Below are 13,917 nucleotides of genomic sequence, written 5' to 3'. Positions count from 1 at the left end.
CTCGACCTTGATCCGCGCGAACGTCTCGGCCCGCTCGCCGTCGAGTTCGGTGGCGAACACGCTGCGCTCGGCCTGGACGTGGTCGCGGAACGCCGTCGGCGCGCCGGCTGGGGCTGGCGGGCGCGTGCTGGCGGGCTGCGGCGGGTGGCGGGCTGCGGCGGGTGGCGGGCTGCGGCGGGTGGCGGGCTGTGCGCGGGTGGTGGGCTAGTGGAGGGTGCCGGCTGTGGTGGGGAGGTCGGTTGTCGTGGTCAGGGTGGTGGTGATGATCAGGTTCAGGGCCTCGGCCACCGTGTCGATGGGCAGGCTCGGCGCGTCCGCGTGGCCCTGTTCGGGCGCGTAGGGCACGTGCACGAAGCCGGCGCGCAGGCCCGGGTGTTCGGTGGCCACCAGGTGCATCAGCGCGTAGAAGACGTGGTTGCAGACGAACGTCCCCGCCGTGTGCGACACCGCCGCCGGGATGCCCGCCTCCCGCAGCGCCGCCACGCACGCCTTCACCGGCAGGGTCGTGAAGTACGCCGCGGGGCCGTCCGGGACGACCGGCTCGTCGATGGGCTGGGCGCCCGTGTTGTCGGCGATCCGCGCGTCGTCCAGGTTGATCGCCACCCGTTCCGGCGTGATCGCCGCCCGGCCGCCCGCCTGCCCGACGCAGACCACCACGTCCGGCCGGTGTTCCGCCACCAACGCCCGCAGCGCCGGCACCGACTCCGCGAACGAGCACGGCAGTTCCGCGGTCACCAGCTCGTAGCCGGTCGGCACCACGCGGCTCACGGCGTCCCACGACGGGTTGGTCCGGTCGCCGCCGAACGGTTCGAAGCCCGTCAGCACAACTCTCACCCGAGCAGCCTAGATCGCCGGGTCACCCGGATGTCCGGGCACACTGGACCTCGTGGTGGACACCCGGGAACGTGGCAGCGGCGGAGCGGCACCCCAGAGGACCAAGCGGCCACGGCGCAAGGTCGTCACGTTCCTGCTGGTGACGGCGGCGATCGCGTTCCTGGCGGCGGCCGGGCTCCGGTTCCTCGGGATCGACGGCACCCGGTACATGATCGCCACCACGGCCCTCGTCCCGTACACCACGGCGGCCGGTGTGCTGCTCGGCGCGTTGGCGCTGGTGTTGCGGCGGTGGGCGGTGGGGACCGTGGTCCTGCTGGTCGCCCTGGTGCTGGTGGCGGCCGTCGCGCCGCGCGCCTTCCCCGACCCGCGGCCCAACGGGGTCGGGTTCACCGTGCGCGTCATGGCGGCGAACCTGCTGGTCGGCATCGCCGATGCCGAGGCCGTCGTCCGGACCGCGCGCGAGCACGAGGTGGACGTCCTCGCCTTCCAGGAGCTCACCCCGGCCATGGTCGCCGACCTCGACCGGGCCGGCCTCGACGACGTCCTGCCGCACCGCGTCTTCCTGGACGCCCCCGGCGCGTCCGGCGCGGGCATCGCCTCCCGCTTCCCGCTCACGCCGCGCACCCTCGCCGCCCCGAGCAGCCTCGGCCAGGCCGGCGCGCTGGTGGACCTGCCCGGCCCGGACCTGGAGGTCGTCTCCGTCCACCCCATGCCGCCGGTCGTCACCGACGGCCCCGACCAGTGGCAGCGCGACATGGCCGGCCTGCCCGAACCCGACCACAACGGCCTCGTCCGGGTCCTCGCCGGCGACTTCAACTCGACCCTCGACCACGTCGGCATGCGCCGGCTGCTCAACCAGGGCTACGTGGACGCCGCCGACCAGGTCGGGGCCGGCCTGGAGCCGACCTGGCCGTCCGGCGGTGGCGTGTGGCCGCCGCCGGTCACCATCGACCACGTCCTGGTCGACGGCCGCTGCCCGGTGGAGGACTTCGACGTGGTGGACCTCCCCGGCTCGGACCACCGGGCCGTGATCGCCCGCTTCGTCGTCCCGGGACCGTAGGACTAGCGCGGAACGAGGTCGGCCAAGGCTGCCAAAGCCTCCAGGGCGCCCATCCGCAGGGACACCCCGCGCCCGTGCCGCACGTCCGGCTCGCGCGGGTTGACCCGGATCAGCGCCCCGGACGCGGCACTGGCGAGCTCCGCCTGCCGCCGCACGGTCGGCACCGCCAACCCCGCGCCCAGCTCCAGCACGACCAGGTTCCGCTTGCCCCGCCGCCACTCGGTCAACGCGTCCAACTGCCGCCGGCTCCGGTCGGGCACCCACGCCCAGTCGCCGAACATCAGGATGTTCGGCCGCGCCAGCCCACCGCAGTTGCGGCACGACGGCAGCGGCGACACCGCCCGCATCGTCTCCGGATCGACCTCGACCACCACGTCGTCGGCCGCCCACACCTCGTCGGTGCACGGCTCGACGCACTGCAGGTGGTGGATCGACCCGTGCACCTCGGCCACGTCGGCGAACCCGGCCCGCTGGAACTGCCCGTCCACGTTCGACGTGAACACCCGCGCGCCCCAGTCCCGCAGCACGCCGAACCCGGCGTGCGGCACGGTCCGCCGGTACAGGTCGAGCCGGTGCCCGTAGAAGCCCCACGCGAGCGTCGGGTCGTCCGCGAAGTGCACCGGGTCGGCCAGCTCGACGAACTTCAACCCCAGCCGCTCGTACGGCGGGTACGCCTGCCAGAACCCGTGGTCGCCGCGGAAGTCGGGCAGGCCGGAATCGACCCCCATGCCCGCGCCCGCGCACGCCAGCACCGCGTCCGCCCCGGCGATCAGCTCCGCGGCCCGCTGGAGATCACTCAAAGGCGATCAGGACTTCTTCGGTTCCGACGACAGGACCACCTCGAACTCCAGCAGGTCCGAGCCGGTGCCCACGGGCTTCGCGCGCTCGCCGGAGTGCGCCTCCCGGGCGGAGCCACCCAGCCAGTTCTTGAAGTCCTCGTCGGTCTCCCAGTGCGTGACCACGAAGTACCGGGTGTCGCCGGCCACCGGGCGCAGCAGTTGGAACCCGAGGAAGCCGGGCGACGAGTCGACCGCCCCGAGCCGCGCGGCGAACCGCTTCTCCAGCTCCGGGCCGGAACCGTCGGGCACGTGGATCGCGTTGATCTTCACAACCGCCATGCCCCCGACGGTAGCAGTCAGCGGCGCAGGGAGCCGGGGTAGAGCAGGTCGTCGGACGGCGGCAGTTCGGCGCCGCGGAACCAGGCCGCGAAGAACGCGTCGAGGTCCTGCCCCGACACCCGTTCCACGTGCTCCTCGAACTCCGGCCACGACGCGTTGCCGTCGCGGTGCTTGGCCGTCCACTCCTTGAGGACCCGGTCGAACGCCGCCTCGCCGACCTGGCGGCGCAGGGCGTGCACGGCGAGCTGGCCCTTGTCGTACACGCCGCGGAACTCGTTGCCGCGCCCCATGTCGTAGAGCTTGCGGCCCCAGTAGGACTCGGAGTTCCGGGTCCGGGCGACCTCCGAGCGGAACCGCTCGTCCAGGTCCGCGCCGTCCTTGCCCTCCTCCCACAGCCACTGCGCGTAGCTGGCGAAGCACTCGTTGAGGCAGATGTCGGACCACGACCGCAGCGACACCGAGTCGCCGAACCACATGTGCGCGTTCTCGTGGACCATCGTGTCGAGGTCGGCCCACTGCGCGTAGATCGGCCGCGTCTGGGTCTCCAGCGAGAACCCGATGTTGTCGACCAGGAAGATCCCGCCCGCCGCCTGGAACGGGTACGGCCCGAACTTCCCGGACAGGAACTCGATCACCTCGGGCAGCCGCCGGTGGTCGGCGCGGGCGTCCAGCGCGCCCGGCGCGTACGCGCTGACCACGGGCGTCCCGTCGGGCAGCGTGGACCGGTCGAACGTCCACCTGTCGATCGCCACGGTCGTCAGGTAGGTGGCCATGGGCTGCGGGGCGTTCCAGCGGAACGTGGTCCAGCCGCCCTCGCTGGTGGAGCCCTCCTCGACGCCGTTGGACACCGCGGACCACCCGTCCGGCACGCGCGCGGCGAGCTTGAACGTGGCCTTGTCGCGCGGGGTGTCGTTGGCGGGGAACCAGGTGGTCGCCGAGTGCGGCTGGCCCGCCGCGAACGCGCCGCCGGACGCCGAGATCTGCCAGCCGCTGCGGCCCAGCGCCCGGTCCTGCACCACGGTCGGCTCGCCCGCGTAGGTCACGGTCACGACGAACCGCTGCTCGCGGCGCAGCGGCTGCACGGGCGTGATGACCAGCTCGTGGTCGCCCTCGCGCGCGAACCGCGCCTTCTCCTCGCCCACGGTCACCTCGGTGACCTCCAACTGGTGGAGGTCGAGGTTGAACCGGCTCAGGTCGGCCGTGGCGACCGCCGTGATCCGCGCCTGCCCGTCGAGGTGCTTCGTGGCCGGGTCGTAGCTGATGGCGATGTCGTAGCCGCTGACGTCGTAGCCGGAGTTGCCGTCCTGCGGGTAGTACGGGTCGCCCGCGCCGTCCCCGCCGACCTCGTTCACCACCGGCGGCGTGCTGGTGGGCGGGACCGCGACCGGGCGGCCGGTCTCCGCGGGCGTCTTGGCGACCAGCACCCCGACGACCGCCGGCACCAGTGCGGCGACGAGCAGGTAAGGGCGGGCCTTGGGGCTGAGTGCCATGCCGACATGATGCACGCATGAGCGTTGCGGAGTTCGGTGGATCGGGACGCGGGATCCTGCTGCTGCACGGCCTGATGAGCCGGGCCTCGACGTGGTGGACGGTCGCGCAGTGGCTCAAGCCGTACGGGCGGGTGGTCGCCACCGACGCCCGCGGTCACGGCCGCAACCCGCGGAAGGGTCCCTACCGGACCGAGGACTTCGTCGCCGACGCCGCCGAGGTGGTCGAACGCCTCGACCTCGCGCCCGCCGTCGTCATCGGGCACTCGATGGGCGGCCTGCACGCGTGGGCGCTCGCGGCGACCCGGCCGGACCTGGTGGCGGGCGTCGTCGCGGAGGACGTGGTGCCGGACAACACCGGCCGCACGGTGGACGAGTGGCGCTGGTACTTCGACTCGTGGCCGGTGTTCGAGTCCCTGGCGCACGTGAAGTCGGTCGTGCGGGTGCCGCGCGTGGAGGAGATGTTCGAGGAGCGCGCCGACGGCTGGCACCTGATCGCCGACATCGAGGACCTCTACGAGATCGCGGCCGAGTGGGGCGTCCGGTCGTACTGGGACTTCGTGGACGCCATCCGCTGCCCGACGCTGACCATCGAGGCCGGTCGCGGCGGGCTGCGCGCCGGGCAGATGGCGGAGGTGGCGCGGCGGACCGGCGGTGCGCACCTGCTGGTGCCCGAGTCGGGGCACGTGGTGCACGACGAGGCCCCGGACGTCTACCGGGGCGCGGTCGAGGCCTTCCTGAGCGGGTCGATCCCGCCGGTCTGAGTGTCCACAATGGACATCTCGCGGACCTTGGCGCGGATGGTCCCCACCGGGTGCACCGCGGCGAACGCCTTGACCAGCGCCTCGTCGTCCACGCCGTGGGCGAGCGTGCAGTGGGGGACCCAGTTGCCCGGCAGGTAGTAGGCCTGCGGGTCCTTGACCCGGCCCGCCAGCACGTCGTGGATCGCCGAGTGCACCGCGAGCAGCTCGCCGTCCACCACCGCGCCCAGCTGCAGCACGTTCTCGGTGGTGGCGAAGACGCCCAGGGTGTGCAGGTACAGGTCGGGCAGCCACAGCCGGGACAGGTCCTCGCGCAGCTCCGCCCGGACCTTCGGCCCGATCGCGCCCGCGATGGCGAAGGTCAGGTGCGGCGGGTACTCGAACGTCGAGCCGATCCGCCGCCACAGCTCGCGGACCTTCGCGTCGGCCTCGGCGTCGAAGAACACCACCAGCGCGTGCACGTCAGTGCTCCCCGGGCAGCGCGAACCGGCCGTCCGCGGTCTGCTCGACCAGGCCGTCCACCAGCAGCGAGTGCAGGCACCGGTCCCGCTGGCCCGCGTCGGACCACACCCGGTCCAGCCGCGCCTTCGCCACCGGCTCGACGGTGCCGCGCAGGACGTCCAGCAGCAGCCCGCGCACCTGCCGGTCGGTGCCCGCGAACTTCTGCACCGCCTTGGCCGGCCCGTCGTAGGCCGGTCGGCCGTTGAGCTGCCACGCGCAGGTCTCGAACACCGGGCAGTCCGCGCACCGCGGCGACCGGGCGGTGCAGACGACCGCGCCCAGCTCCATCAACGCCGCCGAGAACACCGCCGCGTCGTCCTCGGGCAGCAGGACCTCGACGTCCCTCATGTCCTTGGTGGTCGAGGGCGGTCCGGCGTCCCCGGCCCCGTGCACGGCCCGCGCGACCACCCGCCGCACGTTGGTGTCCACCACCGGGACGCGCTGCCCGTAGGCGAAAGCCGCCACCGCGCGGGCGGTGTACGCGCCGATGCCGGGCAGGGCGAGCAGGGTGTCCACGTCGTCGGGCACGACGTCGTCGTGCTCGGTGGCGATGGCCTGGGCGGCGGCGTGCAGCCGCAGCGCCCGCCGCGGGTACCCGAGCTTGCCCCACGCCCGCAGCACCTCGCCCTGCGTGGCCTCGGCCATGGCGGACGGCTTGGGCCACCGCGCGAGCCACTCGTGCCAGATCGGCTCGACCCGGGCGACCGGCGTCTGCTGCAACATGATCTCGCTGACCAGCACGCCCCAGGCGGTGCAGTCGGACCGCCGCCAGGGCAGGTCGCGGGCGGTGTCGGCGAACCAGTCGATGAGGGTCTGCGCGTCCAGGCTCATAGCGTGCGCCAGTGTTCCAGAACCGGTCCGCCCGGGTTCCCGGCCTAGACGACCTCGCTCAGCTCGCCGGTGTGGACGTCGTAGACGAACCCGCGCACGTTGTCCCGGTGCGGCACGTACGGGCTGTGGCGCAGGCGGTTCATGGAGTTGCGGACGCTGTCCTTGACCTCCTTGAACGCCTCCACGGACCACGTCGGGCGCATGCCGGTGTCCTTCTCCAGCTCGTCCTTGAACGCGTCCTCGGTGACCAGTTCCAGGCCGCAGTTCGTGTGGTGCACCAGGAGCACCTCGCGGGTTCCCAGCTTGCGCTGGGACAGCGCCAGGGAGCGGATCATGTCGTCGGTCACCACACCGCCGGCGTTGCGCAGCACGTGCGCCTCACCCTGCTTCAGGCCGAAGATCTCGAACACGCGGATGCGCGAGTCCATGCAGGTCAGGACGGCCACCTGGAGGGAGGGCCTGGGCGAGGAGCGGTCGCCGGGGACGGCGTCGCCCAGTTCGGCGTTGCGGCGGAGCAGCTCGTCGATCGACGTCATGGTCACCTCCGTGTCCCCCGGATTGGAACCCGCGTCCCGGATGCCGGCAAGTGAATCGGGTGTGCGTCACGTTCACCGCATCGGGCGACCTCGGCTTCCGCCGAGATCAGCGGGTCCCCGGCTACGTTCGAGCGCGTGATCGACCCCTCCGGCCCGCTGCCGCCCACCGTGTACCGGCGGCGCCGCGCGCTGGCCGCCGGCGGCGCGGTCGCGGCGCTCGTGCTGGTCGTCTGGGTGGTCGGGGCGCTCGCCGGGCGCGGCGACCCGGCGCTGGACGCCACGCCCGTCGCCGCGGGCTCGTCCAGCCCGCCGCCGCAGGCCGAGACGCCGACCGCGCCGTCCTCGTCCTCGACGACCCCGCCGCCCCCACCGCCGCCGGCCGCCGAGCCGCCCAAGCCCACGCCGCCGCCGGGACCGCCGCAGCCGTGCGACGCCGCGCAGGTCAGCGTGCGGGCGGAGGTGGAGAAGGCGTCCTACCCGGTCGGCGAGCAGGTCGGGTTCAAGATCCTGGTGTCCAACACCGGGCCGCTGCCGTGCGCGAAGGAGATCGGCCGGGCGGTGCGCGAACTGGTCGTGTCGTCGGTGGACGGCGCGACGCGCCTGTGGTCCAGCAACGACTGCTTCAACACCGGCGGGTCCGAGGTGCGGGTGCTGCGGCCGGGCGAGGTGTTCGACTTCGGCATCAAGTGGCGCGGCACCACGTCGGAGCCGGGCTGCGCGAAGCACACCCGGCTGGGGCCGGGGGACTACCTGCTCACCGCGTGGGTGGCCGGGAAGGCGAGCGATCCGGTCGTCTTCCGGATGACCTGAGACCTCCCCGGCCCGGCGGTCACGGACCGAACCAGCGCTCCTCGACCACGCCGCGCGGCGAGGCGGCGGTGGCGCCGACGACCAGTTCGGTGGTCAGCGTGACCGAACGCGGCCGGGTGCGCTCGGCGGAGTCCAGCAGCAGCTTGCCCGCCGCGCGGCCCTTCTCCAGCACCGGCTGGCGGACCGTGGTCAGCCCGGCCTGCTCGGCCTCGCGGATGCCGTCGAACCCGGTCACGGTCAGGTCGTGCGGCACGTTGAGCCCGCGCTTGCGCGCCTCGCCCAGCGCGCCCAGCGCGAGGATGTCGGACGTGCAGATCAGCGCGGTGATCTGCGGGTCGCGGTCGAGCACCTGGGCCGCGGCCGACGCGCCGGAGGCGATGGTGTGGTCGAACCGCTCCACCACCGGCACGCCCGCCCAGTCCACGCCGACCTCGCCGAACGCCTCGGCGATGCCGGCCAGGCGCGCCCGCTGCACGTGGAAGTGCGCGGACCGCTGGCGCTCCTGGGTCACGTACCCGTCGTTGCGGTCGCGGGCCAGGCGCATGCACACCACGCCGATCCGGCGGTGCCCCAACGAGATCAGGTGCTTGGCGAGGCTGTTCATGGCGGCGTGGTCGTCGATGCCGACGCGGTCGACGTTGCCCAGGTCCGGCTGGTCGCACACCACGGTGGGCACCGGGCGCTCCAGCACGGCGGCCAGGTGCGGGTCGTCGTCGGGCACGGAGTAGACGACGAAGCCGTCCACACCGGCGCGGTGCACGGCCGCCACGTCCTCGCGCTCGGGGTTCGCCGGGACCAGCAGCAGGCCGGTGCCGGCGTCCTCGCAGGCGAGCGCCAGGCCTTCCAGGAACCCGATCGCCGCCGGGTCGCGGAACGCGTAGGACAGGTTCTCGGTGAGCAGCAGGCCCACCGCCCCCGCCTTGCGCGTGCGCAGGGAACGGGCCACCGGGTCGGGCCCCGGGTACCCGAGTCGTCTCGCTGTCTCCAACACCCGGCGTCGCAGCTCCGGTGAGAGCTGGTCGGGACGGTTGTACGCGTTGGACACCGTTGTCCGGGAAACACCCAGCTCAGCCGCCAGTGAGGCGAGCGTCGCGGGGCGTCGCACATGCATCGACCGCGCCATGAAGTGACCGTAACGGTTCAGAACCAATTACAGAAGTGGGGGTGACCACCGTCCCTGCAAAAAGTCATCTGTGCAGGTAGGGCTATGTTGTTTCGCAAAACATTGGTCTAAACCAATGCGGGCGGCGCGGTGGTCTCCCGGACGACCAGCCGGGGGCGGAACACACGCGTGTAGTTGCCCGGCGGACGCCTGCGCCGATCGGGGTCCAGCCGGTGGACCAACTCGTCCACGGCCGCCGCCGCCATCTCCTCGATGGGTTGCGCCAGGGTGGTCAGCGACGGCAGGCAGTAGGCGGCCAGCGGGATGTCGTCGAACCCCACCACCGACAGGTCGCCGGGCACCCGCAACCCGCGCCGGTGCGCCTCCCGCAACACGCCGATCGCCATGTGGTCCGACGAGCAGATCACCGCCGTGGGTCGCACGGTGTCCAGCAACGCGGCGACCGCCTCCGCGCCGCCCTCGGGCCCGAACGGCCCGTGCGCCACGAACTCCGCGCCGGCCGGCAGCCCGTCCTCCTCCAGCGCCGCCGCCCACCCCGCCCGCTTCAGCCGCGACGGCAGCGACCGCGCCGGTCCCGAGACGAACCCGACCCGCCGGTGCCCCAGCTCCACCAGGTGCCGCGTCGCCGCGTACCCCGCGTGCTGCTCGTCCACGGTCACGTCGGGCACGTCCAGCGAGGGCGTGGCCCCGTTCAGGAACACCATCTGCACGCCGTCGGCCAGCAGCTTCGCGTAGTAGCTGGGCCGCGGCGCCTGCCCCAGCGGCACCTCGACGTTGGTGATCTCCGGCGACACGAACACCATGCCCTCGACGCCGCGGGCGAGCAGCATCCGGACGTACTCCTCCTCGCCCATCGCCGCCGCCCCGGTCGCCCGCGTGTTGCACAGCAGCGACGAGTACCCCAGCCGCGCCGCCCGCACCTCCAGCGCCTCGGCGAACGCCGGGAACACCGGGTTGGACAGCTCGGGCACCAGCAGCCCGATGACCCCGGTGCGCTGCAACGCGCCCAGGCCCCGGGGCGTGTAGGGCATCTCCGCGAGCACGGCCAGCACCCGCTGCCGCGTCTCGTCGTTCACGCCGGGTCGCCGGTTGAGCACCCGGCTCACCGTCGAGATGCTCACGCCGGCCGCCCTGGCGATCTCGGACAGACCGGACACCGCGCCTCCTCCAGAACGATCCACTTCGGGCTGCAGCCTGCACGCCCCAGCAAAAATTTGCAACGCTTGCCGGTGTTTCGCCCGCTCGGCCGCCGCCGTTACGGCTCGGTTACGTGCAGACCCTTGACCGAGCAGTACTCGGGGGTATGAAATCCACGGCAACAATTTCGCAAGTTCTTGCAGAACCCTCGTCGCGACGAGGCCAGCAGGAGGGACGACAGCAACGATGCGACGTACCACCCTCGTGACCGCCGTGGCAGCAGGCATCGCCGGCGCCCTCACCCTCACCGCGTGCGGCGGGGGTGGCGGGACCTCGTCGGCCGACAGCGGCGAGGTCACGTTCTGGGACACCAGCGGCCCCAACGAGAGCCCGGTGTTCGCCAAGATCGCGCAGGACTGCGCGACCAAGGGCGGCTACAAGGTCAAGACCGAGACGGTCGCCTTCGACCAGGCCCTGAACAACTACAAGACCGCCGCGCAGGGCGGCCAGGGCCCCGACGTGTTCCGCGCCGAGGTGGCCTGGGTGCCGCAGCTGGCCAAGCTCGGCTACGTCATGGACCTGTCCGGCACCGACCTGGCCAAGGACACGGCCGACTTCCTGGAGACCCCGCTGGGCTCCACCAAGTACGACGGCAAGACCTACGGCGTGCCGCAGGTGACCGACAGCCTCGCGCTCTTCTACAACAAGAAGAAGCTCGCGGACGCCGGCGTCGAGCCGCCGAAGACGTGGGAAGAGGTCAAGGCCGCCGCCGCGAAGCTCGGCGGCGAGAAGACCATCTTCATCAACAACGACGCCTACTACGCGCTGCCGTTCATCTACGGCGCCGGCGGCGACCTGGTGGACGCCGACGCGAAGAAGATCGTCGTGAACTCCGCGCAGAACGTGAAGGCCCTCGAAACCGCCAAGGGCCTGCTGGACGCGAAGGCCGCCTCCACGGCCCTCGACCCGGCCAACTCGTACAACAACATGCAGGCCGCCTTCAGCGGCGGCGAGGTCGCCATGGTGATCAACGGCCCGTGGTCGGTCGCCGACTACCTCAAGGGCACCGCGTTCACCGACAAGGCCAACCTCGGCATCGCGCCGGTCCCCGGTGAGACCGCCGGCAAGGGTTCGGCCCCGGTGGGCGGCCACGACTACGTGATCCGCCAGGGCACCAAGGCCAAGGACAGCTCGCAGAAGCTCATCGCGTGCATGAGCAGCACCGAGTCGCAGGTCCAGGTGGCCAAGGAGCTGGGCCTGCTGCCCACCCGCAAGAGCGCCTACGAGAACGCCGAGGTCAAGGCCAACCCGGTCGTCTCCGCCTTCCAGCCGGTGGCCACCGCCGCCCACGCCCGCCCGTGGATCCCCGAGGGCGGCCAGCTGTTCGACCCGCTGAAGATCGCCTACGCCGACGTGCTCGCCGGCAAGAAGGAGCCGAAGGCCGCCCTGGACGAGGTCGCCAAGGCGTACAAGGACCAGGTCGTCACCGAGTACTCCATCGGCTGACGTGGTCGTGAGGTGCCGGGCGTCCCGCCGACGCCCGGCGCCTCCCCGCCCCGGCGTCCCACCCCACCCACACAAGGAGGCGACAGTGCGCAGGTTCCTGGACCGGCACTGGTACGCGTACGCGATGGTGCTGCCGGTGGTGGTGGTCATCGCCGTGCTGGTGCTGCTCCCCCTCGCCCAAGGCGTGTTCTTCACCTTCACGAACATCAACGAGGGCAACATCGCGAACCCGGTCCTGGACCGCCCCGCCGCGTACACGGTCGTAGGCCTGGACAACTACCTGAACGTCCTGTCCGGCGACGCCAGCTACGGGTCGTTCTGGTCCACCCTGGTCCGCACGCTCGTCTGGACCTTCGGCTGCGTGTTCTTCCACTACACGATCGGCCTGGTGCTGGCCCTGCTGCTCAACCGCCAGGTGAGGGGCCGCACCGTCTACCGCGTCCTGCTGATCCTGCCGTGGGCGGTGCCCGCGTTCATCAGCGCGTTCGCGTGGAAGTACATGTTCAACGCGCAGTACGGGATCATCAACCAGTTCCTGCGCGCGATCGGCCTGCCCGACCCCGTGTGGCTGGGCCAGTCCGACTGGGCGCTGGTCGCCGTCATGGTCGTGAACATCTGGCTGGGCGTGCCGTTCATGATGGTCGCGCTGCTCGGCGGTCTCCAGTCGATCCCCGGCGACCTCTACGAGGCGGCCGAGATGGACGGCGCGTCGGCGTGGCAGCGGTTCCGGCACGTGACGCTGCCCGGTCTGCAGTCGGTGTCCAGCACGGTGGTGCTGCTGGGCATCATCTGGACGTTCAACATGTTCGCCGTGATCTACCTGATCACCGGCCCGAACCCGAACACCCGCATCCTGGTGACGTACGCGTTCGAGCGGTTCTTCTCGGGCGCTTCCCGGGACTACGCCGTGGCGTCGACGTACGGCGTGCTGATCCTGTCCGTCCTGCTCGTGTTCGCGAGCGTCTACCGGCGTGCTCTGCGCAGGCAAGGCGAGGTGTGGTGATGACGGTCGAAGCGGCGTCCCTGAAGGCGGCTCCCCGACGCGGCTCGCTCAAGCGCGCCGAGCGTTCGGTCGGGGCGAGCATCGGCCTGCACGCGGCGCTGGTCGTCGCGTCGCTGATCGCGGTGTTCCCGGTGTTCTGGGTGCTGGTCACGTCGTTCAAGCCCGACGCGCGGGCCGTGGAGACCACGCCCAAGCTGGTGAACGAGTCCAGTGTGGACAACTACGTGCGGATCCTGTCCGGGGAGAAGGGCAACTTCCTGGCGTGGTTCGGCAACTCGATCCTGATCGCGCTGATGACCACGCTCATCGCGGTCTTCCTCTCGGCGACCACGGGGTACGCGGCGTCGCGGTTCCGGTTCCCGGGCAAGCGGTCGCTGATGCTGTCGTTCCTGGTCGTGCAGATGTTCCCGTTCGCGGTCCTGATCGTGCCGCTCTACAACATCCTGCTGACGCTGGGGATCCAGGGGACGAGCATCGGCCTGGTGCTGGTGTACTGCACGACCGCGGTGCCGTTCTGCACGTACATGCTGAAGGGGTACTTCGACACCATCCCGACCGACATCGACGAGGCCGGGCGGGTGGACGGGCTGTCGCCGTTCGGCGTTTTCTGGCGGTTGGTGCTGCCGCTGGCGCGGCCGGGGTTGGCGGTGACGGCGTTCTACGCGTTCCTGACGGCTTGGGGTGAGGTGGCGTTCGCCTCGGCGTTCCTGTCGGCGGCGGACGAGTCGAAGACGCTGGCGGTGGGCCTGCAGGTCTTCGTCCAGCAGAACCGGACCGAGTGGGGGCACTTGGCGGCGGCGTCGATCCTGGTGGCGATCCCGGCGATCGTGGTGTTCTACCTGGTCCAGCGGTTCCTGGTGACGGGCTTGTCGTCGGGCGCGGTCAAGGGCTGAGGATTTCGGCCGTCCGAGCCGCACCACTCCGCGGGGTGGTGCGGCTCGCGTGCGTCCGCGGGCCGGTCCGCCGTGGGCAGCCGGATTGTCGTACCCCGGTGGGACAATGGAACCGGGGGCGGCAGCCGGCCCACACCGCCCGAACCACGAACGGCACGTGCCACCCCGGCTCGCGCTGCTTGCCCGGCCCGCGCCGCTCGCCTGGCTGCCGCTGGCTCGGCCCACTTGGCCCGCGCCGCCCGCTTGACCCGCGCCGCCTGCCTGGCCCGCGCCGCCCGCCTGGCCCGCGCCGCCCGCCTGGCCCGCGTCGCCCGCCC

Annotated in this window: 15 protein-coding genes and 1 pseudogene; 6 read left to right on the top strand and 10 right to left on the bottom strand. The window is 72.0% G+C overall.

Translation table 11 applies throughout. The features are described from left to right. Window positions 1-93, bottom strand: a pseudogene (locus AB0A74_RS40365) (5,6-dimethylbenzimidazole synthase); the annotation flags it as partial. Window positions 94-204: 111 nt separating this feature from the next. Next, on the bottom strand, window positions 205-834 hold the full coding sequence (gene pcp / locus AB0A74_RS40360; protein ID WP_358258169.1) for a pyroglutamyl-peptidase I: 630 nt from the start codon (window positions 832-834) through the stop codon (window positions 205-207). A gap of 52 nt (window positions 835-886) precedes the next feature. Between pcp and AB0A74_RS40355 the strand changes: the two genes are divergently transcribed. Continuing rightward, window positions 887-1,894, top strand: a complete 1,008-nt coding sequence (locus tag AB0A74_RS40355) for an endonuclease/exonuclease/phosphatase family protein (protein ID WP_358258167.1) — start codon at window positions 887-889, stop codon at window positions 1,892-1,894. Between the two features lie 2 nt (window positions 1,895-1,896). On the opposite strand, the gene AB0A74_RS40350 is transcribed toward AB0A74_RS40355, so the two are convergent. Genes AB0A74_RS40350 through AB0A74_RS40340 form a run of 3 tightly spaced genes read right to left on the bottom strand, consistent with a single transcriptional unit; the run spans window position 1,897 to window position 4,502 of the window. Next, window positions 1,897-2,694 (bottom strand): Sir2 family NAD-dependent protein deacetylase, encoded by a 798-nt coding sequence (locus tag AB0A74_RS40350; RefSeq protein WP_358258165.1) that lies wholly within the window; start codon window positions 2,692-2,694, stop codon window positions 1,897-1,899. 6 nt (window positions 2,695-2,700) lie between these two features. After that, the gene (locus AB0A74_RS40345) at window positions 2,701-3,012 is read right to left on the bottom strand and encodes an antibiotic biosynthesis monooxygenase (RefSeq protein WP_309110385.1); all 312 of its coding nucleotides are present in this window, start codon (window positions 3,010-3,012) and stop codon (window positions 2,701-2,703) included. Window positions 3,013-3,029: 17 nt separating this feature from the next. Further along, window positions 3,030-4,502, bottom strand: a complete 1,473-nt coding sequence (locus tag AB0A74_RS40340; protein ID WP_358258163.1) for a M1 family metallopeptidase — start codon at window positions 4,500-4,502, stop codon at window positions 3,030-3,032. Between the two features lie 17 nt (window positions 4,503-4,519). Between AB0A74_RS40340 and AB0A74_RS40335 the strand changes: the two genes are divergently transcribed. Next, window positions 4,520-5,263 (top strand): alpha/beta hydrolase, encoded by a 744-nt coding sequence (locus AB0A74_RS40335; protein WP_358258161.1) that lies wholly within the window; start codon window positions 4,520-4,522, stop codon window positions 5,261-5,263. Here AB0A74_RS40335 and AB0A74_RS40330 read toward each other — a convergent pair. From AB0A74_RS40330 to AB0A74_RS40320, 3 genes are read right to left on the bottom strand one after another with little or no spacing between them, the layout of a single operon-like run. Continuing rightward, window positions 5,212-5,721: a 2'-5' RNA ligase family protein gene (locus AB0A74_RS40330; protein WP_358258160.1), complete on the bottom strand. Its 510-nt coding sequence runs from the start codon at window positions 5,719-5,721 to the stop codon at window positions 5,212-5,214. The genes AB0A74_RS40335 and AB0A74_RS40330 overlap by 52 nt on opposite strands. A 1-nt stretch (window position 5,722) precedes the next feature. Next, window positions 5,723-6,592, bottom strand: a complete 870-nt coding sequence (locus tag AB0A74_RS40325) for an A/G-specific adenine glycosylase (RefSeq protein ID WP_358258158.1) — start codon at window positions 6,590-6,592, stop codon at window positions 5,723-5,725. A gap of 44 nt (window positions 6,593-6,636) precedes the next feature. Next, window positions 6,637-7,128: a carbonic anhydrase gene (locus AB0A74_RS40320; protein WP_358258157.1), complete on the bottom strand. Its 492-nt coding sequence runs from the start codon at window positions 7,126-7,128 to the stop codon at window positions 6,637-6,639. 135 nt (window positions 7,129-7,263) lie between these two features. Between AB0A74_RS40320 and AB0A74_RS40315 the strand changes: the two genes are divergently transcribed. Then, on the top strand, window positions 7,264-7,938 hold the full coding sequence (locus tag AB0A74_RS40315; RefSeq protein WP_358258155.1) for a hypothetical protein: 675 nt from the start codon (window positions 7,264-7,266) through the stop codon (window positions 7,936-7,938). Window positions 7,939-7,957: 19 nt separating this feature from the next. Here AB0A74_RS40315 and AB0A74_RS40310 read toward each other — a convergent pair whose 3' ends face one another. Then, entirely contained in the window at window positions 7,958-9,061 is a 1,104-nt protein-coding gene (locus AB0A74_RS40310) for a LacI family DNA-binding transcriptional regulator (protein ID WP_358258153.1), read from the bottom strand. Between the two features lie 107 nt (window positions 9,062-9,168). Beyond that, complete coding sequence (locus AB0A74_RS40305) at window positions 9,169-10,218, bottom strand: LacI family DNA-binding transcriptional regulator (RefSeq protein ID WP_343935533.1); 1,050 nt, start codon at window positions 10,216-10,218, stop codon at window positions 9,169-9,171. A 253-nt stretch (window positions 10,219-10,471) separates the two neighbouring features. Here AB0A74_RS40305 and AB0A74_RS40300 point away from each other — a divergent pair, with 253 nt between their 5' ends. The 3 genes from AB0A74_RS40300 to AB0A74_RS40290 all read left to right on the top strand — a co-directional run bounded on the left by AB0A74_RS40300 (window position 10,472) and on the right by AB0A74_RS40290 (window position 13,600). Further along, window positions 10,472-11,704 carry an extracellular solute-binding protein gene (locus AB0A74_RS40300; RefSeq protein WP_358258151.1) on the top strand — a complete coding sequence of 411 codons (1,233 nt, stop codon included), beginning with the start codon at window positions 10,472-10,474 and terminating at the stop codon, window positions 11,702-11,704. 124 nt (window positions 11,705-11,828) lie between these two features. Continuing rightward, a complete protein-coding gene (locus AB0A74_RS40295; RefSeq protein WP_358258170.1) occupies window positions 11,829-12,707 on the top strand; it encodes a sugar ABC transporter permease in 879 nt (292 codons plus the stop codon). Then, window positions 12,707-13,600 (top strand): carbohydrate ABC transporter permease, encoded by an 894-nt coding sequence (locus tag AB0A74_RS40290; RefSeq protein ID WP_358258149.1) that lies wholly within the window; start codon window positions 12,707-12,709, stop codon window positions 13,598-13,600. The genes AB0A74_RS40295 and AB0A74_RS40290 overlap by 1 nt, the downstream gene beginning before the upstream one ends. The last annotated feature ends 317 nt before the right edge of the window (window positions 13,601-13,917 follow it).

The sequence above is a fragment of the Saccharothrix sp. NPDC042600 genome (assembly GCF_040647305.1).
Taxonomy (GTDB): domain Bacteria; phylum Actinomycetota; class Actinomycetes; order Mycobacteriales; family Pseudonocardiaceae; genus Actinosynnema; species Actinosynnema mutabilis.
This window is presented reverse-complemented; position numbering and strand designations above follow the sequence as displayed.